The 23,197-nt window shown below is 50.3% G+C and carries 24 protein-coding genes; 23 read left to right on the forward strand and 1 reads right to left on the reverse strand.

All coding sequences use genetic code 11. The features are described 5' to 3' along the window. Positions 1-21 precede the first annotated feature (21 nt). From OMP95_RS05880 to fliJ, 14 genes are all read left to right on the forward strand, one after another. Positions 22-411 carry a flagellar protein FlaG gene (locus tag OMP95_RS05880; protein ID WP_266326930.1) on the forward strand — a complete coding sequence of 130 codons (390 nt, stop codon included), beginning with the start codon at positions 22-24 and terminating at the stop codon, positions 409-411. Positions 412-467: 56 nt separating this feature from the next. Next, positions 468-1,838, forward strand: coding sequence for a flagellar filament capping protein FliD (gene fliD / locus OMP95_RS05885; protein WP_266326932.1), 1,371 nt, complete (start codon positions 468-470; stop codon positions 1,836-1,838). Positions 1,839-1,855: 17 nt separating this feature from the next. Continuing rightward, a complete protein-coding gene (gene fliS, locus OMP95_RS05890) occupies positions 1,856-2,257 on the forward strand; it encodes a flagellar export chaperone FliS (protein ID WP_266326934.1) in 402 nt (133 codons plus the stop codon). Positions 2,258-2,270: 13 nt separating this feature from the next. Then, on the forward strand, positions 2,271-2,573 hold the full coding sequence (locus tag OMP95_RS05895) for a flagellar protein FliT (RefSeq protein WP_266326936.1): 303 nt from the start codon (positions 2,271-2,273) through the stop codon (positions 2,571-2,573). Positions 2,574-2,780: 207 nt separating this feature from the next. Beyond that, positions 2,781-4,271, forward strand: a complete 1,491-nt coding sequence (locus OMP95_RS05900; RefSeq protein ID WP_266326938.1) for a sigma-54 interaction domain-containing protein — start codon at positions 2,781-2,783, stop codon at positions 4,269-4,271. Positions 4,272-4,586: 315 nt separating this feature from the next. Continuing rightward, complete coding sequence (locus OMP95_RS05905) at positions 4,587-4,880, forward strand: GIY-YIG nuclease family protein (protein WP_266326940.1); 294 nt, start codon at positions 4,587-4,589, stop codon at positions 4,878-4,880. Positions 4,881-5,106: 226 nt separating this feature from the next. Continuing rightward, positions 5,107-6,291, forward strand: a complete 1,185-nt coding sequence (locus OMP95_RS05910; RefSeq protein WP_266326942.1) for a sensor histidine kinase — start codon at positions 5,107-5,109, stop codon at positions 6,289-6,291. A gap of 11 nt (positions 6,292-6,302) precedes the next feature. Continuing rightward, on the forward strand, positions 6,303-7,670 hold the full coding sequence (locus OMP95_RS05915) for a sigma-54-dependent transcriptional regulator (RefSeq protein ID WP_266326944.1): 1,368 nt from the start codon (positions 6,303-6,305) through the stop codon (positions 7,668-7,670). Between the two features lie 40 nt (positions 7,671-7,710). Next, a complete protein-coding gene (gene fliE, locus OMP95_RS05920; RefSeq protein ID WP_266326947.1) occupies positions 7,711-8,046 on the forward strand; it encodes a flagellar hook-basal body complex protein FliE in 336 nt (111 codons plus the stop codon). A 33-nt stretch (positions 8,047-8,079) separates the two neighbouring features. Further along, entirely contained in the window at positions 8,080-9,765 is a 1,686-nt protein-coding gene (gene fliF, locus OMP95_RS05925) for a flagellar basal-body MS-ring/collar protein FliF (protein ID WP_266326949.1), read from the forward strand. Then, a complete protein-coding gene (fliG, locus tag OMP95_RS05930) occupies positions 9,765-10,775 on the forward strand; it encodes a flagellar motor switch protein FliG (protein WP_266326951.1) in 1,011 nt (336 codons plus the stop codon). The genes fliF and fliG overlap by 1 nt, the downstream gene beginning before the upstream one ends. After that, positions 10,762-11,454 carry a flagellar assembly protein FliH gene (locus OMP95_RS05935; protein ID WP_266326953.1) on the forward strand — a complete coding sequence of 231 codons (693 nt, stop codon included), beginning with the start codon at positions 10,762-10,764 and terminating at the stop codon, positions 11,452-11,454. The genes fliG and OMP95_RS05935 overlap by 14 nt, the downstream gene beginning before the upstream one ends. Further along, on the forward strand, positions 11,444-12,874 hold the full coding sequence (gene fliI, locus OMP95_RS05940; protein WP_266327012.1) for a flagellar protein export ATPase FliI: 1,431 nt from the start codon (positions 11,444-11,446) through the stop codon (positions 12,872-12,874). Before OMP95_RS05935 ends, fliI begins: the two co-directional genes overlap by 11 nt. 292 nt (positions 12,875-13,166) lie before the next feature. Next, positions 13,167-13,616, forward strand: coding sequence for a flagellar export protein FliJ (fliJ, locus tag OMP95_RS05945; protein WP_266326955.1), 450 nt, complete (start codon positions 13,167-13,169; stop codon positions 13,614-13,616). 106 nt (positions 13,617-13,722) lie between these two features. On the opposite strand, the gene OMP95_RS05950 is transcribed toward fliJ, so the two are convergent. After that, positions 13,723-14,691, reverse strand: a complete 969-nt coding sequence (locus tag OMP95_RS05950; RefSeq protein ID WP_266326957.1) for an IS481 family transposase — start codon at positions 14,689-14,691, stop codon at positions 13,723-13,725. A gap of 259 nt (positions 14,692-14,950) precedes the next feature. Between OMP95_RS05950 and OMP95_RS05955 the strand changes: the two genes are divergently transcribed. From OMP95_RS05955 to cheD, 9 genes are all read left to right on the forward strand, one after another. After that, entirely contained in the window at positions 14,951-15,139 is a 189-nt protein-coding gene (locus OMP95_RS05955; RefSeq protein WP_266326959.1) for a hypothetical protein, read from the forward strand. A 13-nt stretch (positions 15,140-15,152) separates the two neighbouring features. Continuing rightward, positions 15,153-15,437 carry an STAS domain-containing protein gene (locus OMP95_RS05960; protein WP_266326960.1) on the forward strand — a complete coding sequence of 95 codons (285 nt, stop codon included), beginning with the start codon at positions 15,153-15,155 and terminating at the stop codon, positions 15,435-15,437. 68 nt (positions 15,438-15,505) lie between these two features. Next, positions 15,506-15,868 (forward strand): response regulator, encoded by a 363-nt coding sequence (locus tag OMP95_RS05965; protein ID WP_266326962.1) that lies wholly within the window; start codon positions 15,506-15,508, stop codon positions 15,866-15,868. A 51-nt stretch (positions 15,869-15,919) separates the two neighbouring features. Beyond that, the gene (locus tag OMP95_RS05970; RefSeq protein WP_266326964.1) at positions 15,920-17,989 is read left to right on the forward strand and encodes a chemotaxis protein CheA; all 2,070 of its coding nucleotides are present in this window, start codon (positions 15,920-15,922) and stop codon (positions 17,987-17,989) included. A gap of 6 nt (positions 17,990-17,995) precedes the next feature. Further along, a complete protein-coding gene (locus tag OMP95_RS05975) occupies positions 17,996-18,496 on the forward strand; it encodes a chemotaxis protein CheW (RefSeq protein ID WP_266326966.1) in 501 nt (166 codons plus the stop codon). 16 nt (positions 18,497-18,512) lie between these two features. Continuing rightward, a complete protein-coding gene (locus OMP95_RS05980; RefSeq protein ID WP_266326968.1) occupies positions 18,513-19,280 on the forward strand; it encodes a ParA family protein in 768 nt (255 codons plus the stop codon). Then, a complete protein-coding gene (locus OMP95_RS12495; protein WP_323135111.1) occupies positions 19,273-21,657 on the forward strand; it encodes a methyl-accepting chemotaxis protein in 2,385 nt (794 codons plus the stop codon). The genes OMP95_RS05980 and OMP95_RS12495 overlap by 8 nt, the downstream gene beginning before the upstream one ends. A 58-nt stretch (positions 21,658-21,715) precedes the next feature. Further along, on the forward strand, positions 21,716-22,561 hold the full coding sequence (locus OMP95_RS05995; RefSeq protein WP_266326970.1) for a CheR family methyltransferase: 846 nt from the start codon (positions 21,716-21,718) through the stop codon (positions 22,559-22,561). Next, complete coding sequence (gene cheD / locus OMP95_RS06000; RefSeq protein WP_266326972.1) at positions 22,558-23,184, forward strand: chemoreceptor glutamine deamidase CheD; 627 nt, start codon at positions 22,558-22,560, stop codon at positions 23,182-23,184. The genes OMP95_RS05995 and cheD overlap by 4 nt, the downstream gene beginning before the upstream one ends. Positions 23,185-23,197: the final 13 nt, after the last annotated feature.

A 23,197-nucleotide genomic window follows, 5' to 3' on the forward strand; every position in this document is an offset into this window, starting at 1 on the left:
TGAATAAGGGAGCAGGTGACGATGGCTAATAACGAATTATTAGTGCAATCAAACCTACCGATGTTGCAGCAAAAGCAACCCGAAACCAGGCAGCAGGCCGTCACTGATGTGACCCCTGCTTTTGTCGTTTCAGAAAAGCCAGAAACCGCTTCCTCTACGTCAAAAAAACTGGAGCAGCAACAGGATCGAATTGAAGCGTTACAGGACAGGGTCGCTGAACTTAACGATCATATGCAAAATTTCAACCGCAGCCTGCAGTTTACCGTTGATGAAAGCAGCGGTGATACGGTCATCAAGGTGATCGACTCGGAAACGGATGAACTGGTCAGGCAGATTCCGTCACAGACACTGCTTGACATACGCAATGCGGTCGAGAAGTATCGCGGAATTTTACTGGAAATCAAGGTCTGATTGGCCCGGGATTTGCAGCAAAGTTTTAACGTGTACAGAAGTTTGGAGACAGCATCATGGCAACAATAACCGCAGCTGGTATCGGCTCTGGACTCGATGTAGAAAGCATCGTCAGCCAGTTGGTTGCGTTGGAGCGCCGTCCGCTGGACAGACTCAATACCAAAACGTCCCAGGTCAACGCTCAAATCAGTGCCTATGGTTCGCTGAAAAGTAAAATATCAGATTTCCAATCGGCCATGGCCGCCTTGGGCAGCGCATCCAGCTTCAAGTTATTTCAAGGGTTGTCGAGCGATGAAAGTATCTTTACTGCCAGCGTTGACAGTAATGCTACTGCGGGCAGTTATGCCGTCAATGTACTGGCTTTGGCAGAAAAGGACAAAATTGCCGCTGGTCCGTTTGCCGATAGTAACGCCGTCGTCGGTACTGGCACTTTGACCCTGTCCGTAGGCAGTGACAGTTTTGATATTGTCGTTGATGGTACCAACAACACGGTGACCGGGCTGCGTGATGCGATTAATAGTGCCAGCGATAATACCGGTGTCACTGCCACACTGGTGAATAGCGATGATGGCACGCGACTGGTGTTGTCTTCCAATGACACCGGTACTGCCAATGCATTGACAGTCACTATTGCCGGTGATGGCGATGGCAACGATACCGACAATGCAGGATTATCAGCGCTTGCCTATGATGTTGCCGGCGGCGTCACCAATGCGACGGCGATTTCTACTGCCAAAGATGCCGTTGTTGAAATTGATGGTTTTACCGTCACCAGCAGTAGTAATACGATTTCAGGCGCGCTGGAGGGTATCAGTTTCACCGCTAAAAGTCTGGGATCGGCTACATTGGAAGTTAACCGGGATGATGAAGCTATTCTGGAAGCAGTCAATGGCTTTGCCGAGGCATTTAATGCTTTGCGTACGGAAATCAACAAACAACGAAGCGGTCAGCTGGAAGCTGACAGCACGTTGCTCAGTATTGAACGTTCCATATTTGATGTGCTCAATGCCGGTACGGCTATCAGTGGTTCTTCGTTCAATTATTTGATCGAGGCCGGTGTCTCTATCAATGAAGAAGGGGTGATGGAAGTGGACAGCGATGCGGTCACCACTGCCTTGAATGATGACTTTTCATCTTTTGTGAACCTATTCGCTGCTGAAGGTGAAGGTTATGCCGCCAGACTTGAGACACTGGCCGATGGCTGGTTGGCAACAGATGGACTTATTGATGCCAGAGAAGACGGCCTGAAGACACAGCTGGATAGAATTGAAGATGACAAGTTCAGGATGGAAGCCAGGCTGGAGCTTGTTGAAACCCGGATCCGCGCTCAGTTTACGGCGTTGGATACTTTGGTGAGTCAGCTCAGCAGCACCGGTAATTTCCTGACACAGCAACTGGCATCGCTGCCAGCAGCTAACAAATCATAAGAAAGGAATAAGTTGAAATGACGCAAACTATGGTCAATAAAAAAGCATTGGAAGGTTATGGTCGCGGCGCGGTCGAATCCGAAGTCAATTACGCTTCTCCTTACCGTATCATCCAGATGTTGATGGAAGGCGCATTGTCCAGGATCGCCACTGCCAAAGGCTGCATTACCCGTAATGACATTGCCGAAAAAAGTCGTCAGATCACCTGGGGGATGAATATTATTCAGGGACTCAGAACCAGCCTTGATGCCGAAAAAGGCGGTGATATCGCCGCTAATCTGGATGCCCTCTACGAATATATGGGACGTCGTCTGCTGGAAGCAAATATGAATAATGATGCCGCCATTCTGGATGAGGTGACTACCCTGTTGCTGGAAATTAAGTCCGGCTGGGACAACATTCCCGCCGACTACCATTGATCGCATGGCTGCGATGCCCAAACTTGCCAGTCTCAAGCAGGCCCTGTACCTGACTAATATCATGTATCAGCAGGCACAGGCAGAAAACTGGTCTGTCTTGCCTGATTTACAACAACAACGCAGTGTTTTACTGGATGCGGTTTTCCCTGTCGATGAAGTCGATAATATCGATGCTATCCGTCCGCTGCTGGAGCAGATGATCGCCATGAATCAGCAACTTGAGACTTGTTGTAAAAATGCACGTCAGGCTTTACATGTTGAACTCAGTGGACTGAATAAAAACAAAAAAGCCGTGGCAGCTTACCATTCCAGCTAAACCTCCGAAATATGTTTTGCCAATGAAACCGAGCAGCGACGATCCGTTCCGTCATTTTTTTGACAATTCGCACTTAAAAATGCTTAACTCCTCAAGGTCTGTTGACGTTACAGCCTCGTCTCTGCTGAACCTGAAAAAACGCTGACAGATCTTGGAAAAATAATAAATCGATATCGTCGATTATCAAGGAAAGTCGTTGGAGAACGTATGAATGCAAACAATGTGTTGGTCGTGGAGGGGGACACCAACCGACGCGAAATGCTATCGACCCTTATCGAATTCATAAACTGCCAGCCCATTATTATTGAAGACCCACAAATCTGGTCAAACCAGATTGATGATTTGAATAAAGTCGTCATGGCTATTATTGGTGATTGCGGCGGTCACCATATGACCAGGCAGCTGCTTAGAGAGCTGGTTAATCATGAAGCCCGCGTACCGGTGTTTACGCTGGAGTTGCCGGACTCCGAGGTGCTGGATTTTCCTGGTACCATTGGTTCTTTGCGTTTTCCTATCAAATATCCGCAATTGAATAATGCCCTGCAGCAGGCGACGATATATCGTGGTCCGGTGGCTAGTAGTGACCTGTCCAGTGGCAATCTGTTTCGTTCGCTGGTGGGTAACAGCCGTTCAATCAAGATAGTACAGCGCATGATCGATCAGGTGGCTGACTCTGATGCCAATGTACTGATCCTGGGTGAATCCGGCACCGGAAAAGAAGTGGTTGCCCGTAATCTGCATCACTTTTCTGCCCGACGTGATAAACCTTTTGTACCGGTCAACTGCGGTGCGATCCCCGGCGAATTACTCGAGAGCGAGCTGTTCGGACACGAGAAAGGGGCCTTTACCGGTGCCATCACCGCACGGAAAGGCCGTTTTGAAATGGCAGAGGGCGGCACCTTGTTTCTGGATGAAATCGGGGATATGCCTTTGCCGATGCAGGTTAAACTACTGCGTGTATTGCAGGAGCGTACTTTTGAGCGCGTCGGCAGCAACAAAACCCAGATCGCCAACGTGCGGGTGATTGCCGCCACGCACCGGAACCTGGAAGATCATATTAATGCCGGGCGTTTTCGTGAAGACTTGTTCTACCGGCTCAATGTTTTTCCGATAGAGATGCCTGCGCTGCGTGAAAGGCCGGAAGATATCCCGCTGCTTATCAACGAACTCGTTAAACGTATTGAACATGAAAGTCGTGGCACCGTCAGACTGACTGCTGCGGCCATTACTTCTTTATGCCGTTATCCCTGGCCCGGTAATGTACGTGAACTGGCTAATGTGGTGGAAAGACTGGTGATTCTCTATCCTTACGGCATGGTTGATTACGACGACCTGCCGGAAAAATATCAGTTGCAGGGAGAAGATCTGCCCGAGCAGATCACTGCAATGATCAGCGCGGCCCCACAACCGGTTCTTCATCGTAACCTGCCGCTGCCGCCGGACGCTGTCGATCAGAAGCCGGTCCCGGACGGTAGTGCAAAGCAGCCATCAACCCCGATTGACGCAGTAGTGGAGGCGTTACCGGAAGAAGGACTGGATTTACGAGAGCATTTGGCTAATCTGGAATACCTGTTGATTAAACAGGCCCTTGAGGAATCTGTTGGTGTTGTCGCTCATGCAGCTCAAAAATTGAAGATGCGTCGTACCACGCTGGTGGAAAAAATGCGTAAATATGGCATTCAGCGTGAGGGGGATTAGGGGCGGTACTTCGTCTCCTCGCCAAGCTCAGAGCTCAGCACTAGCAGAAGAAAAATACCCGTTCGCCCTAAGCTCTTCGTCTTTGCTCAGGCCAGGCTTGTCGAGGGTTATTGTGAAAAGGGGGACATGCTTCGACAAGCTCAGCACGAACGGAGAGACGGCCCGTTCTCCCAGAGCCTGTCGAAGGGTGGTGTGGAAAGGTGCTCATGCTTCGACAAGCTCAGCAGAACGGAGAGAAGGCCACGTTCGCCCTGAGCCCACAGTCGAAGGGCTAGAAACCGATAAGCTTAATCAACATAAGCCAAGGAAGCGGCAATGGGATTTTGGGTATATATTCTGCAGTGCGCTGACGGAAGCTATTACACGGGGCATACAGATAATCTGGAAAAACACGTTTATGAGCATTCGGAAGGAATAATTTCTTCTTGTTACACGTATAAACGGCGGCCGATAACGTTAGTATTTTCTCAGGAAGTTATTAGCCGTGATGAAGCATTGCAGTTTGAACAGCAAATCAAAGGTTGGAGTAGGAAAAAGAAAGAAGCATTGATGCGCGGGGATTGGGCTGAGATTAGCCGTTTAGCCAGATCTCCAAAAAGTAGTGTGTAAAAGCGTTCATGCTTTGTCTCTTCGTCAAGTTCAGCACGAACGGAGAGAGGACCCGTTCGCCCTGAGTTGTCGAACTATTCGCTACCCATGATTTTCATAGTGTCATGGTTTTGACAAACAGGATTTGTGGGTAATTTAAGTGATTGAAATAATTAGGTAAAAAAGACAGGCATATTAATTGCAAAGCATGCGTTGAGCAGCAACATCGTATGTGGGAGCAGTTTTTATGAACTTGAAGTTATCCGCCAGACCCGACGCTATCAACCATAGCGCCAATGCCAGAATAGCCTTACGCCAGGCAGAACAGTACTGGCAACCGGCTTCACAACCCCGGCAGCCGGAACCTCTCAGTAAACCTTCATCGCCAACAGATAAAGCTGAACGCTTGGCTAACCGTCACAGCCGCCTGTTGGCGGTATTACCGGCCGGTGTAGTTGTTCTGGATGGCGAAGGGTTTGTGCAGGAAGTGAATGCCGCGGCAATTGCTTTACTGGGTGAGCCGCTGGCAGGCGAACGCTGGATCGATATTATCGAGCGGGCTTTTCGGCCCCAACCCGGTGATGGCCATGATGTATCGCTTAAAGATGGCCGGCTGGTCCATATTTCTACCAGCCCGCTGGATTCAGAGCCGGGGCAGATTGTGTTATTGCATGATGTGACCGAAACCCGGTCATTACAGAACAAAGTTTCCCATCTGCAGCGTTTGTCGACTATGGGGGAAGTCGCCGCCAGACTGGCCCATCAGATCCGAACACCTTTGGCTTCAGCCTTGTTGTATTTGGCGCCTCTGTTAAGAGAAGACAGTGAACCGTCAGTTAAACAGCGCTTTGCCCAGCGTTTGAGAGACCGCCTGATCCATATGGAACAGCTGGTTAAAGATCTGCTGGCGTTTTCCCGTGGTGATATGGCGGCCTCAACCTCGCCGGTTGCCATCAACAGCCTGCTACGCGAGATCGAACAACAGTTCATGTCACAACCCCATGCGGATAATTATCATCTGCAAATTCACAACGCGGTTAACGATGGTCATGTCTATGGCAGCCAGACTGCGTTGGCCAGTGCCATCAATAACCTGCTTAACAATGCCAGACAGGCGTGTGGTGAGCAGGGAAACATCACCATCTTTGCTGAATATGTTGAAGATGAAGAACAGCGCACCTGGATTGAAATCAGTGTTGAAGATGACGGCATGGGTATCTCGCCTGCCGACAGAGATAAAATCATGGCTCCTTTTTACACCACCCGATCATCCGGAACCGGTCTGGGGCTGGCGGTGGTTCAATCCATTGCCAAGGCGCATAAAGGTTATATGTGGCTGGACAGCGATGAAGGTGAAGGCAGCACATTCAGTTTGCGTTTGCCGGTGTATCAAGCTCAATCTCCTTTCCACCGTACAACCGTTTCAAGATAGGAATCCAACCCATGAATCAATCAACCATTTTGGTGGTCGAGGATGATGCTCATCTTCGCGGTGCATTGTGTGACACTTTGGAACTGGCCGGTTACCGGGTCAGCGCCATGGAACACGGCCAGTCGGCACTGGATAAAATTGCCAGCGAACCCGTGGGGCTGCTGCTCAGCGATTTGCAGATGCAGCCGATGGATGGTTATACGCTGCTGAAAAAAGCCAAAGCGATGATGCCGGATCTGCCGGTAGTGATGATGACGGCTTATGGCACGGTGCAAAGCGCGGTTGAAGCCATGCATGAAGGCGCGTCGGATTATCTGATAAAGCCGTTTGAAGCTGATGAGCTGTTGCAAAGAGTGCAGCGTTACGTTTCCAGTCTGACACTCAATGAAGAGGATATGGTTGCCGAGGCTAAATCATCACGTGATCTGCAAACTTTGGCACGTCGGGTGGCGGATACCGATGCCACTGTATTGATTAATGGCGAGAGTGGTACCGGTAAAGAAGTACTGGCGCGTTTTCTTCATGCCCATTCATCCCGTGCCGAACATCCCTTTGTGGCGATTAACTGCGCGGCGATTCCGGAAAATATGCTGGAAGCCACTTTGTTCGGTTACGAAAAAGGGGCGTTTACCGGTGCCAGTCAGGCTTATGCCGGTAAATTTGAGCAGGCCAATCACGGTACCCTTCTGCTGGATGAAATTTCAGAAATGGATCTGGCGTTGCAGGCCAAACTGCTGCGCGTATTGCAGGAGCGTGAAGTCGAACGTATCGGCGGTCGCAAAGTATTGTCACTGAATGTCAGGGTATTGGCGACCACTAACCGTACCTTGCGTGACGAGGTCATCGCCGGCCGTTTTCGTGAAGACTTGTTTTATCGTCTTAATGTTTTCCCGTTGCAATTGTCACCGCTGCGTGAACGTCGCGATGATATCCTGCCGCTGTCTCAAAGATTGATGGTAAGACATTGCCGTCAGGCACAACGTGTTGTTCCGCAGATGGATGAGGCGGCCAAAGTTCGTTTGTTGGCGCATCACTGGCCGGGTAATGTCCGTGAGCTGGACAATGTTTTGCAGCGAGCCTTAATCCTGCAGCCCGGACAGACCTTGCGCGCTGACGATATTGCGTTTGAAGCCATGTCCGGCCAGCAAGAGTCCATCGAAATACCTTCAGTTGTGACCGAAAGCCTGCAGCAGAAAGCACAGGATCTGCGCAGCCAGGAACAGCGTCATATTATCGACGTACTGGATAAAAATAATGGCAGCCGCAGGCTCAGTGCCAGAGAGTTGGGCATCAGTGAACGTACGCTGCGCTACAAAATTGCCCGTTTTCGTGAGCAGGGCATTGATATTCCGGAAAAGGTTGGCAAGAAGTCTGCATAAGCAAACAAAGCTTATAAATCAGAATTGATGGGAGACATTTATGATTAACGCGATTGATCCGAACCAACTACTTACTCAAATGCGTGCGTTACAGGCACAGGCCTCAGCGAATATTCAACCGATTCCGGCCCAGGACAATCAGGGCGCCGGTCGTGTTGATTTTGCCAATGTCATGCAGTCAGCGGTGAATCAGGTTAACCAGACCCAGCAAACGGCGGGGGATCTGAAAACGGCTTTTGAAATGGGAGATCCCAATGTCAATCTGGTTGATGTGATGATTGCATCGCAAAAAGCCAGTGTGGCTTTTGAAGCGACGCTACAGGTGAGAAATAAGATGGTCGAGGCGTATCAGGAAGTGATGCGGATGTCGATTTAATGAGCCTCCATTTTGGTCAAGTAGAGTAAAAATATGGAAAACGTACCGGCTACAGCCAGTAATCAAGCCAATATGAATTTGGTTGGAGCAAATACGCCCTTGTCGGTGATGCAGCGTAATGTTTCGCGCCAGCCCATTTTGAAACAGATGGCTTTTCTGCTGGCGATTGCCGCCAGTATTGCTGTGGGTGGTTATGTTTTGATGTGGTCTCAGACCCCTTCGTATCAAGTGTTGTTCGCCAATATGGCGCCGAAGGAATCATCTGAAGTCGCTGATATGCTGCAACAGATGAATATTGATTACAAACTGGATCCTGCAAGCGGTGCCCTGATGGTGCCGGCCGGCAAAGTGCAGGGACTACGTCTAAAACTGGCCGCAGAAGGCCTGCCCAGAAGTGCCTCGCAGGGCATGGAAATGCTCAACGGTGATCAAGGGTTTGGTACTAGTCAGTTTATTGAGCGAGCCCGTTATCAACGCGCGATGGAAGAGGAATTATCCCGTTCGATTGCCGAACTGAGCAATGTTCGCAGTGCCCGCGTGCATCTTGCTATACCCAAACAATCTGTATTTGTTCGTGATCGAAAAAACCCTACGGCATCGGTTGTGATCAATCTGTTTGCCGGGCGCAAACTGGAGCGGGGTCAGGTGGCGGCGATCACCCATATGGTGGCTTCGAGTGTGCCCGATATGGCCAATTCAGATGTTACCGTGGTTGATCAGCGCGGCAATCTGCTGACTAAACCTGAGCGTGACAGTGGTATTGCGATGAGTGATAGTCAGCTGGAATACACGCAGAAACTGGAACAACTCTACATCAACCGTATCGAGGATATACTGACACCTATTGTCGGTATGAACGGTGTGCGGGCGCAGGTTGTGGCGGAAGTGGACTTTACCATGACGGAACAGACGCATGAAAGTTACAACCCGGACATGACCGCTTTGCGCAGTGAACAGGTACAGGAAGAAAAACGGGTAGGTAGCGGTGGCCCCATGGGCATACCTGGCGCCCTCAGCAATCAGCCACCCGGCGGTGGTGTTGCACCGGAGCAGGCAACTGCTGAAGAAGGTGAAGCAGGCAGTTCGGTGATACCGGGTTCGACCACCAAGCGAGCTACCCGTAATTTCGAAATGGATCGCACCATCAGTCATACCCGTGTTGCGCCTGGTCATGTCAGAAAGCTCAGTGTCGCTGTGCTGATTGATGAACGTCGCAGTGTCGGTGCTGACGGCAACGTGGAGTCCAGTCCCCTGACTGAGGCTGAAATGACCCGTATCAACGCTCTGGTCACTGATGCCATTGGTTTCAACAAAGCGCGCGGTGACAGTCTCAATATTGTTAATGCCGCCTTTATTGCACCGGAAGCGCTGGAGCCGCTGCCTGAAGAGCCTATCTGGCAACAGGCCTGGGTCTGGAATGTGGCCAAACAAGCAATGGGGGCACTGGTGGTATTGTTCCTGATTTTCGGCGTGATCCGTCCCGCATTCCGCGATCTGAACAAGACCCCGGCCTCAGCCGCTAACCAGCAAGGTGCCGCGCTGGCGATAACGCCGGAACAGGCTGTTGTAAGCAGTGGCGTAAGCGGTGAAGACATTGCTAAACTAACCAAAGGTTCGGAGCAAATGGAGGAGCAAGTCGCCAATGTTCGCAGCCTGGTGCAACAAGACCCTGCACTGGTGGCACAAGTGGTCAAGAACTGGACAGCGAGTGATGCGTAATGGCAGAAGAAGTCAGAAAACTCAGCGGTACTGAAAAAGCAGCCGTTTTTCTTCGCTCCATCGGTGAAGCCGATGCTGCCGAAGTGCTCAAGCATATGGGGCCAAAAGAAGTGCAAAAGATTGGTCATGTCATGGCGACCTTGCACAATGTAACCCGCGAAGAAGTGCAGACGGTACTCGGCAGTTTTGTATCGACCGTTGAGCAGGAAACCGGCCTGGGCATCGGCTCTCACGATTATGTCCGTAAAATGCTGATCGGCGCATTGGGGGAGGATCGCGCCGGCAGCCTGTTGGACAGAATTTTGTCAGGCAGCAATACCAGCGGGCTCGATCAACTGAAATGGCTGGATGCCCGCGGGATCTACGAGGTTATCCGGCTGGAACATCCGCAAATTATAGCCATCGTATGCTCATTTCTGGATGCGGATCAGGCGGCTGAAGTACTGGCCTTATTTCCGGATCGGGATCAAGCCAATATTGTGCTGCGTATCGCTACGCTGGATGGGGTACAGCCTTCAGCTTTGACCGAGCTTAACGAGATTCTCGAGAAGCAGTTCAGCGGTAGTTCCGGCGCGCAGACCACCACGGTGGGCGGATTGAAAACGGCAGCCGATATTCTTAACTTTGTTGATACCACGATTGAAGCGTCGATCATGGAACGCATCAAGGAAAGTGAGCCGGATCTGGGGCAAAACATTGAAGATCTGATGTTTGTATTCGACAACCTGATCGATATCGATGATCGTAGTGTGCAGACGCTGATGCGGGAAATTCAGTCCGACCAGCTGCAATTGGCATTGAAAGGTGCTGACGAAACCCTGAAAGAGAAATTCCTCAACAATATGTCACAACGTGCTGCTGAAATGATGCGTGATGATCTGGAAGCAATGGGACCGGTGCGTGTCAGTGATGTGGAGTCCGCACAAAAAGCCATTCTTGCCACAGCCCGCAATTTATCTGAGAAAGGTGAAATCATGCTAGGCGGCGGGAGCGGCGATGACTTTATCTGATGATGCGCTGGTAACCCAGCAGGCTGATGTATTGTCAGCGGAAGAGTTGGCCGATGCCTACGAGCGTTGGGAAGCGCCACAAATGGTATCGGTCACCGATGTTGATGGCGAAACGGGCATGCTCACGATTGAAGCCATTGAAGCGCTGCAACAGCAAGCACAGGAAGAAGGTTATAAAGCCGGATTTGAAGAAGGCCGCAAGGCGGGGTTTAAGGCCGGACAGGATGCAGGTGCAAAAGATATCCAGCAGCAGTTGACGCATCTGCGGCAAATCCTTAACACCTTGCAGCAGCCGCTGGCAGAACTGGATCAGGATATCGAACGAGACTTGGTTAACCTGAGTATCACCATGGCCAGACAATTGATCCGGCGCGAGCTTAAACAGGAGCCGGAACATGTGATTGGTGCCATGCGCGCCGCCTTGCAGGTTTTGCCGATTACCGACCGTAAACTGAAAATCTTTGTGCATCCGCAAGATTTGCCGATTATTCAAAAAGGCCTGTCGATGGAACAGGATGATAATAACTGGCAATGGATAGAGGATCCGCTGCTGACCCGTGGCGGTGTGCGTCTTGAAACCGCAGACACCCTGGTGGACGCTACCGTTGAAGCGCGTTTAAACAGTCTGATCAGCAAGCTGCTCGGTGAAGAGCGCAGTGACGGTGGCTATGACGATTGACAGCAATCGTCAGTCTGTCTGGCGAAACAGAATAAAAGAATATCAGCAGCGGCTTGACCATGATTCCGGGCCATTGGTACCGGTGGAAGGCCGGTTAACCCGCATGGTTGGCATGACCCTGGAGGCCGTGGGGTTTCAGGCTCCCGTTGGCAGTCGTTGTGAAGTGCTGGGTGCGGGGCAGCGCCCGATTGAAGCCGAAGTGGTAGGCTTTTCCGGCGAAACTTTATATCTGATGCCTACCGGTGATATGCGCGGTTTGGTTCCCAATGCCCGGGTACGGCCGATTCGAAGTGATTCCCAGGTGCCGGTCGGTGAAGGTTTGCTGGGACGTGTTGTTGATGGTGCCGGTAAACCGTTGGATGGCAAAGGGCCGCTGAGAGTCAGGGATAAAATGCCTTTACATGGTGAGCCGGTCAATCCGCTGGCACGCTCGCCTATCCGCGAACATCTGGATGTCGGGGTGCAGAGTATCAACGCTTTGCTCAGTGTCGGCCGTGGCCAGCGTATGGGCTTGTTTGCTGGTAGTGGTGTTGGTAAAAGCGTTTTACTGGGCATGATGACCCGTTTTACCGAAGCCGATGTGATCGTTGTCGGCCTGATTGGTGAACGCGGACGTGAGGTCAAAGAGTTTATCGAGGACATTCTTGGTGAGGCTGGGCTGCAACGGGCAGTCGTGGTGGCATCACCGGCAGATCATTCACCGCTGATGCGCCTGCATGGTGCCATGCTGGCGACCAGTATCGCAGAATATTTCCGTGATCAGGGCAAGCAGGTGTTACTGCTGATGGATTCCCTGACACGTTTTGCTCAGGCGCAACGGGAAATTGCATTGGCCATTGGCGAACCACCGGCGACCAAAGGTTACCCGCCATCAGTGTTCTCTTTGCTGCCGCAATTGGTTGAGCGGGCGGGCAACGGCCCGGATGACGGTGGCGCGATCACGGCTATCTATACCGTATTGACGGAAGGCGATGACCAGCAGGATCCGGTAGCCGATGCGGCCAGAGCAATCCTGGACGGGCATATCGTGTTATCGAGACAGCTGGCTGAAGCAGGTCATTATCCTGCTGTTGATGTTGAAGCTTCGATCAGCCGGGTCATGCCGCATATTATTGATGCAGAACAACTGCAGCATGCACAACAATTCAAACAGCTATATGCCGCCTACCGGCATAATCAGGATTTAATCAGTGTCGGCGCCTATAGCCGCGGCAGCGATCCACTGATTGATGAAGCGATAGCGATATTCCCTGCCTTGCAACAATTACTCAGACAAGGCATGGATCAGGCGGTAAACTGGCAGCAAAGCATTGATAGCTTAAAACAGACTATTGAACTGCGACAGCAGTTACAAAACCAGAACAACCAGAGCCTGGCCCAGGCCCCTGCCGCGATGAATGGCACGGCCAGAAGGTTTTAATATTTTTTAAACGTTTGACGGAAGCCTAATGCTCTTTCAATTTGATATTGTGGTATTCAGTTGGCCTGTCAACGTTCAGGGCAAGGCGCAGCTCGCAGCGAATGGCCGCCCCTTTGTAAGAGCTGCAACACCGCCATGGACGTTGACAGGCCGACCCTTCGGGCGCCCCTGTGGTGTCCTGCCGTGGTGTTGCGGTGCTTGACAAAATGGTCCTTGCCTGCGCATCGCGCCTTGCGGCAAAACACCACAGGGACGCTGAACCCGACAATATCAAACTGAAAGAGCATTCACTATGAGTCGAACACGAAAATTGACCCCTGTTGTGGATATGGTGCGCAAAGCAACTGAATCTGAGCTGGCGAGGCTCGGTGAAACGAATGCGCTGTTGCAGCGTGATCAGTACCAACTGGATGATTTGATTCGCTACCGGGAGGAATATCTGCTGCGCTTCCGTCAGGATGATCCGATGGTCATGTCGGCAAAAAAAGCGTTGGAGCTACGGGCGTTTCTGGCGCAACTGGATCAGGCTATTCATGCCCAGCAATTACAGGTCAATCAAAGCCGCGGCCAGGTTAACAATCAACAGAAAATATGGTTGCAAGCCCGCAATAAAGAACAAGCCTTGGATTCTTTAATGTCACGCTACCGGGCACAAGACGTAAAACTTGAACAACGCCGGGAACAGCGGGAAAACGATGAACACACCAACTCAATATGGTTGCGTAAACATATACCGAAATAACCTGGACTGCGCGTATCAGAGCCCATGTAAACAGTGAGGGTTCTTTCGGTATAAAGGGCTTCTCTAAAAATTAGAATTTAGAGAAGCCCTGAAAACTGATTAGTGGCTAGGTGTTTAGTCCCATCCAGTGATGGAGAGGATTAATGTTGAAGAGTTTTGGCTGCTTATCCCACCAAAACAAGATAGCTTCATAGGGCGTTTTTCTTTTGAGAGCGGAAAGTTTTTTCGCACAGTTATAAGCCATCAGAAAGCTCTCCAGATGTCTTTTTAGCTGTTCAACGTTTTCATAATAGTAGCGCTTGGTGGTGGCGTCTTTGAGGGTACGGTTCATACGCTCAACTTGTCCGTTGGTCTGTGGTCGGTAGGGCTGTGTTATTTTGTGGCGAATACCGTGTTTCTGGCAGGCCAGGTCAAAACGGTGACGCTTTGCGGGACCTTTGCCACGTTTGACGATGTTCTTTATATAGGTGAATTGTGGACCGTTATCGGTCAGGATAGTGTGAATTTTGAAGGGGCAGGCTTTGATGAGGTTGTCGAGGAAAGCGAGTGCATCAAGGGTGGTCATACTCTCGAAGACTTCAGCAAAGGCATATTTGGATACGCGACAGATACCGACAAAGAGATAAAGTTTTTGGCTACCGACATGAATGTTCGAGATGTCCACATGCACAAAACCGATGGGATAGTCCTTGAATTGTTTCTTCGGTGCGGCATCCTGCTCTTCCTTGGGCAGACGTGACAAGCCGTGTCTTTGCAGACAGCGATGCAAGTTGGAGCGACTCAGTTGTGGAATTTGCTCTTTAAGGACATCGTAACAATCGTCCAGGGGAAGTCGTGTTTGACGTCGAAATTCGCAAATAATAGCTTCATCCGTTGCGCTCAACACTGAGCGCGACATTTTTGCGCCCATCTTTCGGTCTAAGGCCCCTTCGTCTTTGCGCGCACGCCATTTCGCCACTGTCTTCGGGTTTATGCCGTAACGCCGGGCTAACACCATCAAGCTCTCTTCACTATTTTGTATTGCTCGACGGGTTGCCTGTGTCGTTTTGGCGCAAGGGTGTAATACCTGTCCCATAATTGACTCCTTTCCAAGTAACGGTATTGTATGTGTGAATACAAAAATAAACCTTCACTGGATGGGACTAAACAACTAGGGCTGTTTCTCTTTCGTATTTATCACTGCTTCAGACTTTCATGGTTTGTATTTGGTCACAAATCAACTTTCTTCACAAATTTAGTAAGTTTTCCCTCCGAACAGCCGATATATACAGTCAGCGACGACGCAGTTGTTTAGCTTGCTCTGCTGATAACAAGCCCGATTGAGGACCGTCGCGATGATAACAGGCAAAAGCGCAGCAAAAATGTCTTCTGGTCGACAAATTGCAATTACCGCAGCGACGAAAATTTATTCTCAAATGGCAACCACTCTTTCCCCTTCAAATAAAGTAATGATAAACATTGGCTGGCAGGATGGCGGCTCCAGCCTGATTGATAGCGATACAGATTTTTTTATCCGTTACTAGGCTGGCAGTAAACATGATGGCTGACAATATTATCGAAATTGACTGTGGCGAATCTCTCACCATTGCTCAAGTGGCTGGGATGTATTCCAGATTGCTGACTTCACTGGCCGAGGAGCAAGCGGTCAGCATTGATATCAGCCGCATAGAGCGTATTGATACGGCTGCTGTGCAAATGCTTTACAGTTTTCAGCGTGATGCCAGAACACAAGGAGTAGTGATTATTTGGTCTGATCCGAGTAAGGTTTTTTGTGACACAGTCGATATATTAGGAATGAATGCTTTCTATATCGCTGCATAGTGGAAAGATTGTATGAAGCGGAATAATGCATAAAGCGGTTAAGGTTTGGATAAGGAGCGTTTATAACCATGGCTAATATTCTTGCAGTGGATGATTCAGCATCAATGCGGCAGATGGTCGCTTTTACGCTGAAGGGCGCTGGTCACATGGTAACGGACGCGCAGGACGGCAAACATGCGCTGGATATTGCCAAAAACCAGTCGTTTGATCTGGTGTTAACCGATGTCAATATGCCGGTGATGGATGGTTTGAGTTTGACTCGCGAACTGAGGCAACTGCCTGCCTATCGTTTTACGCCGATTCTGGTGCTGACCACCGAAGCCGGGCCGGATAAAAAACAGGAAGGCCGGGCCGCCGGTGCAACCGGCTGGCTGGTAAAACCCTTTAATCCGGAACAGTTGCTGGTGACAGTCAAGAAAGTACTGGGCTGACAATATGTCTATAGCCGCGATACCTGGAAATGCACTCTGCGGAATAATCTCATGAGCATCAATGTCTCGCAGTTTCATCAAATCTTCTTCGAAGAGAGCTTTGAAGGACTGGACGCCATGGAAATGGGGCTGCTCAGCATGGGTGAAGGCCGCCCGGACATCGAAACAATCGATACCCTTTTCAGAGCTGCGCATTCAATTAAGGGCGGGGCGGGTACATTTGGTTTCAGGCAGATTTCTGCTTTTACCCACAGTCTGGAACCCTTGCTGGATGAAATGCGTAATGGGCAACGCGATGTCAGTACGGAAGCTGTGAACGTAATACTGGAAGCCGTTGATGTGTTGCGTGAAATGCTGACGGCCGTTCAGCAGTCAGCCGCTACGGATGAGGCTCGTATTGCTGAAGTCTCGATCCGGCTCAAGCAATTACTTAGTGTAGCGGACAGCGATCCTCAGATTAACGAACAAAGCGTTGCCGATAGTGATAGGGAACCTTCCGGCTGGCTGATTCAGTTCAACCCTCACCCGCATTTACTGCAAAGCGGGAATGACCCGGTGCGTATGCTGTGCGAGTTGGCGGAACTGGGTGACATAAAAGCGACACTGGATGACAGTCAGCTACCGGCGTTCACTGATCTGGAACCGGAAGACAGCTATTTAAACTGGCAAATTGAACTGACCGGCGCTGTAACTTTAGCGGCGATAAACGAGATTTTTGAGTGGGTGGAAGGTGACTGTGAACTGAGTATTACGCCGTTACCGCCTGTTCATGACTCAGCCAGTGAAATACGCTCAACTAAGCCGGATGCGGAACTGGAAAACATAAGCGCTGGCAAGACGCCGGCTGCTGTGGCCGCAGCTATTCAACCGCCTGACAAAACACCGGAAACCAAAAAAGTCGCCAGCAGCGACCCGGCCATGTCTTCGATTCGGGTAGGCACCGATAAAGTGGATACATTGATCAATCTGGTCGGCGAACTAGTGATTACCCAGTCCATGCTCAGTCAGATGGGGGAGAATTTTGATCCGCAAAAACTGCCGCAATTGATTGATGGACTGGAGCAACTGGAACGTAATACCCGTGAGTTGCAGGAAGGCATTATGCGTATTCGCATGTTGCCTCTCAGTTTTGCTTTTAACCGTTTTCCCCGGCTGGTGCATGATCTGAGCGCCAAAATGGGCAAGCAGGTGGAACTGAAGCTGACAGGGGAACAAACCGAGCTGGATAAAACCGTGATGGAAAAAATCGGTGATCCGCTGGTGCATCTGGTTCGTAACTCGCTGGACCACGGACTTGAAACGTCGGAGCAGCGTATTGCTGCCGGTAAACCAGAGACGGGTTTGTTGCATCTTAATGCCTACCATCAAGGCGGCAATATCGTGATTGAGATCAGCGATGATGGTACCGGTCTTAACGAAGACAAGATTCTGCAAAAAGCTATTGAACGAGACCTGATTTCACCCTCAGAAATACTGACAGCCGATAAAATTCATGAGCTGATATTTCTGCCCGGCTTCTCCACTGCCGATGTTGTCAGTGATGTGTCCGGCCGTGGTGTTGGCATGGATGTGGTACGCAAGAATATCAACAGTCTGGGGGGCAGCGTCGAAGTTCATTCAGAACGCGGTGTGGGGTCCACTTTCACTATTCGTTTGCCGTTGACGCTGGCAATTATGGATGGTCAGATCATTCAGGTGGCGGATCAGAAATATATTATTCCGCTGATTTCGATTATTGAGTCGGTGGAAATAAAACAGGATACGGTCAAAAACGTGACCGGCAAGGGTGAGTTATATCCATTGCGTGATGAGTATGTGCCGCTGATACGGCTCGGTGATGTATTTAATTTGAAAAACACAACCGAGCGCCTAGAAGACGATTTGCTGGTGGTGGTCGAATGCGAGGATCACAAAGTCGGCCTGTTTGTAGATGAACTGCTGGCGCAGCAACAGGTGGTTATCAAGAGTCTGGAAACTAACTTTCGCAAGGTCATGGGCGTGGCCGGTGCCACCATTCTGGGGGATGGCTCGGTGGCTTTGATTATTGATATTGCCGGTCTGATGGCCTTGTATCGTGATCCGTCACTGGCGCAACAACGCCAGTCAGTACAAGCAGCCTGAGGAGTGATGATGACGGAGCTTAATCAGATTGGCGAGATGCTGGATGTGATGGGCAATGTTGCAGACGGCACGCTGCAGTATCTGACTTTTGAGCTTAATAATGAGCATTATGGCGTTGAAATTCTGCGGGTGCAGGAAATCAAAGGCTGGGATCCGGTCACGCCTATTCCTAATACTCCGCCGCATTTGTGTGGTGTCTTGAATCTGCGCGGTGCCATCGTGCCAATTGTCGATTTACGGCTGTTTTTTGATATGCCTTTTTGTGCCTACAGCAATACCACCGTTGTTGTGGTATTGAAAGTTCATGATCTCAGTCAGCGTACGGTCGGTATCGTGGTGGACGCGGTATCGGATGCTCGCAATATCCGCCCGGAAGAGATTAAAAATACGCCGGATTTTGGCCAAGTGGCGAGTACTGAATTTATCACCGGCATAGTCAGTATCGATAACAATATGACGATGCTGCTGGACATTGACATATTACTCAGTCGTGAACAGATAGGCTGAAGGTGCTTATAGAATTATGAAAACCCGGGTAATCGCAATCATGAACCAGAAGGGAGGTGTCGGCAAAACCACCACCACCGTTAACCTGGGGCATGCGTTGGCGCAGGCGGGTAATAAGGTCGCGTTACTTGATATGGATCCACAAGGTCAGGTGGCTACCAGTCTCGGCTTTAATAACAGTGTGGCAGGTATGGATCAGGTGTTACTTGACGGCGCCGCCATCGACGACATCAAATTCAAGGCGCGGGACAATCTTGATTTGCTGGTTGCAGGCACGCGTCTGGGCGAATTTGAGCATCTCAGCCAGGGAGGGATGAAACGGGGCAACAGGCTTCGCCAGGCGCTGGAACAATCGTCACTCAGTCGGTATGACTTTGTGTTGATTGATTGTCCGCCTTCATCCGGGCTGCTAGGGGTTAATGCGATGTTTGCGGCCAATGAATTACTAATTCCGGTTTCCGGAGACTATTTATCGCTGCAAGGTTTATCACGGATGATGCAAATTCTTAAACGGGCTGAACAACTGGCGGGACATCGCATCCGTTTGTGGCTGGTTTCAACCCGGATGCAGATGCGGCGGAAGCTGACGGAAGAAGTGCGTAAAAGAATTCTGAAATACTTCCCCGGACGGGTGTTTCACACGCCGGTACGTGAAAACGTTGCGCTGGCGGAGTGTCCGAGTTTTGGCAAAACTATTTTTGATTATAAAAAAAGCAGTGCCGGTGCTGAAGATTATCAGTCTTTGGCTTCTGATCTGATGAGCGGGAGAACAGCCGATGGCTGAGAAAAAAACAGCAATGGGAGACGATCCTCTGGCATGGCTGGCGGAGGATAATGAAATCGCTGTCGAAGCCGGACTTGAGAAGGCCACGGCACCGCGGATCCGATCCAGACGTGCCGTCAGGCTCAAAGGTGTGGCAAAAAAGTCCGATACGGAACTGGTGGAGGAGAGCTTCGCTGAGCTGGCCACTCAGGGAGAGCAGATTGTCGTTGATTTTTATCAGTACTTGTTTAGCCACTACCCTGAACTCAAGCCATTGTTCGAGGGTGTATCAATGGCCGGACAGCATAAGAAATTGCTTGCTTCACTGGTATTGCTGGTACAGAACCTGCGTAACCCCCAGATCCTTAACGATTACCTGCAAAGTCTGGGTGCCCGGCACCAGAATTATGGCGTGGAAGCCGAAGATTTCGACAAAGTGATGACAAGTTTGCTGGCGGTACTGAGCATGTGTGCCGGTGATGACTGGACAGACGAAGTCAATACAGCCTGGACTAACACACTGAACACGGTCACACAAATAATGTTGGACGCATATGAAGCTACGGAGGCAAATGATATGGCGGTGACGTCAGTCAGCAAAGAAGAAGATACTATGTCCAGCATACTGGCATCGGCACTGGATGGTGCCGCTACCGCAGTCATGATGATTGACCGTGACTTCAATATTACCTATGCCAACCAGTCAATAATCGATATGTTGACTGAGCATGAGACGGTATTGCGCAGCATTTTTCCGGGTTTTACGGTAAGCGATCTGGTTGGAACGAATATTGATATGTTCCATAAAAATCCAACACATCAGCGGCAACTACTCAGTGATCCGAATAACCTGCCTTACCTGGCTGACATTGTGGTTGGGCCGCTGGCTTTCCGCCTTAATGTTACCGCTATGTACAATGACGCCGGTGTTTATGCTGGCAATATGCTTGAGTGGCACAACGTGACTGCCGAGAAGCTCAGAAGTGCCGATATTCAAGGTCAGATTGATGCTATTAACAAAGCCATGGGAGTTATCAGTTTCGAGATGGATGGCACCATTATCGATGTGAACGATAACTTTCTGAATGTTGTGGGTTATTCACGAGATGAAGTGATAGGAAAACATCACCGCATGTTTGCTGAACCAGATCTGAGCCGAAGCCCGGAATACACTGAGTTATGGGCCAAATTAAATCGGGGTGAATTTGATACGGGCGAGTACAAACGCGTAGGTCGTGGCGGTAAGGAAGTCTGGCTGCAGGCCAGCTATAACCCGATTCTGGATTTGAATGGCAGACCCTACAAAGTGGTTAAATACGCAGCAGATATCACCGAGCAAAAACACCTGCAAATGACGGTTCATGATGTGTTGGCGTCGACTTCTGTGGTGATGAATGCCATGTCCGAAGGCGATTTGACCAAGCTTTTGGAGGGTGAATACGAAGGTGAATTCGCCCTGTTACAGGAAGCGATTAATGACACCGTGACCAAAATCTCGGCAATTGTGCAGGACATTACCGAAACGGCAGTCAGTATATCTTCCGGCGCTGCAGAGATTTCTCAGGGTAATGTTGACTTGAGTCAGCGCACGGAAGAACAGGCTTCTTCTCTGGAAGAAACTGCCTCCAGCATGGAGGAGTTGACCGGCACGGTGAGACAGAACTCGGACAATGCCCGTCAAGCCAATCAACTGGCAGCCGATGCACGGGAAAAAGCTGAAAAAGGCGGTTACGTGATTCAAAATGCGATTGAAGCGATGACGGCGATCAGCACATCCAGCAAAAAAGTAGCGGATATTATCGGTGTGATTGACGAGATTGCCTTCCAGACCAATATGCTGGCTTTGAATGCGGCGGTTGAAGCCGCACGTGCCGGTGAGCAAGGCCGCGGTTTTGCGGTGGTGGCTTCAGAAGTGAGAAATCTGGCACAGCGTTCAGCAGCCGCGGCCAAGGAAATCAAAGAACTTATTAATGACAGTGGTGAAAAAGTCAGAGAAGGCTCCGCCCTGGTGGATGAGTCCGGACGCACGCTGGAAGAGATTGTCGAAGGGGCCAAAAAAGTCGGCGATATCATCTCTGAAATTGCGGCGGCCAGCGTAGAGCAGACTTCTGGTATCGAGCAGGTTAACAAAGCAGTGAGTCATATGGATGAGATGACACAGCAAAATGCGGCGCTGGCCGAACAAGCCGCCGCAGCGAGCGAATCACTGGACGAGCAAGGTAAAAACCTGCAAAGGATGATGGCGTTTTTTGATACCGGTAAGGAAACTGCCTTGCCCTTGCTGCAGGACCGGCGATCTCAGGTCAGAGTGGAGCGCCCGCTTGCACGGTCCCCAAAAGCCGTCACCCCTTCAAACCGCCGGGCGCAGCAGGACGACGATGAGTGGGATGAGTTCTAGGAACTCAATAAATGGCAGGTGCTGACCTGTCGATATCCGTTCTCAGGGAGAGCTTGAAGTGACCGGAGCATTGGGGCGTGAGTTTGAGTTTTCTGAAAGACATTTCAATCGCCTGCGAGCGTTTGTAACGGCCCAGACGGGTATTGTGTTGTCGGATGCTAAGAAAGATATGGTCTATGGCAGGCTGTCGAAACGCATTCGCAAGCAGTTCGCCGGCAGTTTTGATGCTTTTTGTGATGCGATTGATGCCGGCAACAATGAGGAGCATGAGTTTCTGATCAATGCCATCACCACCAACCTCACTGCCTTTTTTCGTGAAAAACACCATTTTGACTATCTCAAGCATAAGGTCATTCCTGATTTACTGCGCCATAATCAGGCCAGTAAAAAAATTCGCATTTGGTCTGCAGGTTGTTCTACCGGCGAAGAACCCTACAGCATAGCGATCTGCCTCAGAGAAGCTGTGCCTGATCTTGAGGACTGGGACATCAAAATACTGGCGACGGATCTTGATGCTAATGTCGTTGCTCACGGTAAACAAGGTATTTATGCTGCCGAACGTATCAGCGCCTTGCCGGAAGCGATGAGCAAAAAATGGTTCCGGCATGGCACGGGACAGAATAAAGGTCTGGTCAAGGTCAGGCAGAGCCTGAAACAACTGGTGACTTTCAAACAGCTTAATCTGTTGCATTCCTGGCCGATGAAAGGTTGTTTCGACATCATATTCTGCCGCAATGTGGTGATTTATTTTGATAAGCAAACACAGGCCCGATTATTCAGGCGCTATGCGGACATACTCGTTCCTAATGGTTATTTGTTTATCGGCCATTCCGAATCCCTGTACAAAGTCACGGACCGTTTTATATCGCTCGGACACACGATATACAGGCAATTGCCCATATGATGGCGCAACGCCCTGTGCAGCCAGCCTGCCTGAAAGGCTTTGAGCATATCAATCGCTATTGGGACCGGCTAAGTGGTCGTTGGGCCGCAAAGCTCATGCCCGGTGAATTTTATGTCACCAGTGATCCGAAGGAAATTATCGCCACGACATTGGGCTCTTGTGTGTCAGCCTGTATTCGTGATCGGACATCCGGCATAGGTGGTATGAACCATTTTATGCTGCCACTCAGCAATAACAGTTCATCACAATGGTTGAGCGTGGAAACCCGCTATGGCAGCCATGCCATGGAACATTTGATCAATGAAATTATCAAGTTGGGCGCGCGCAGGGAAAACCTGGAAGTGAAACTGACCGGTGGCGGCAAAGTTGTCAAAAATATGTCCGACGTCGGCCAGCGGAATATTGACTTTGTACTGGAATACGTTCGTCTTGAGAGCCTTGATGTTGTTGCCCTGGATCTGGGTGATGTCCACCCGAGAAAGGTTATTTACCACCCGCAGACCGGTCAAATGCGAGTCAAACGTTTGCGATCCATGCATAACGATACCCTCATTGTACGTGAAGCGAATTATGTCAATGCGCTTACAACACAACCTCAAACGGGTGAGGTTGAGCTGTTTTGAACAGGGGATAGCG

This window comes from Methylophaga sp. OBS4 (genome assembly GCF_026319305.1).
In the GTDB taxonomy this organism is placed as follows: domain Bacteria; phylum Pseudomonadota; class Gammaproteobacteria; order Nitrosococcales; family Methylophagaceae; genus Methylophaga.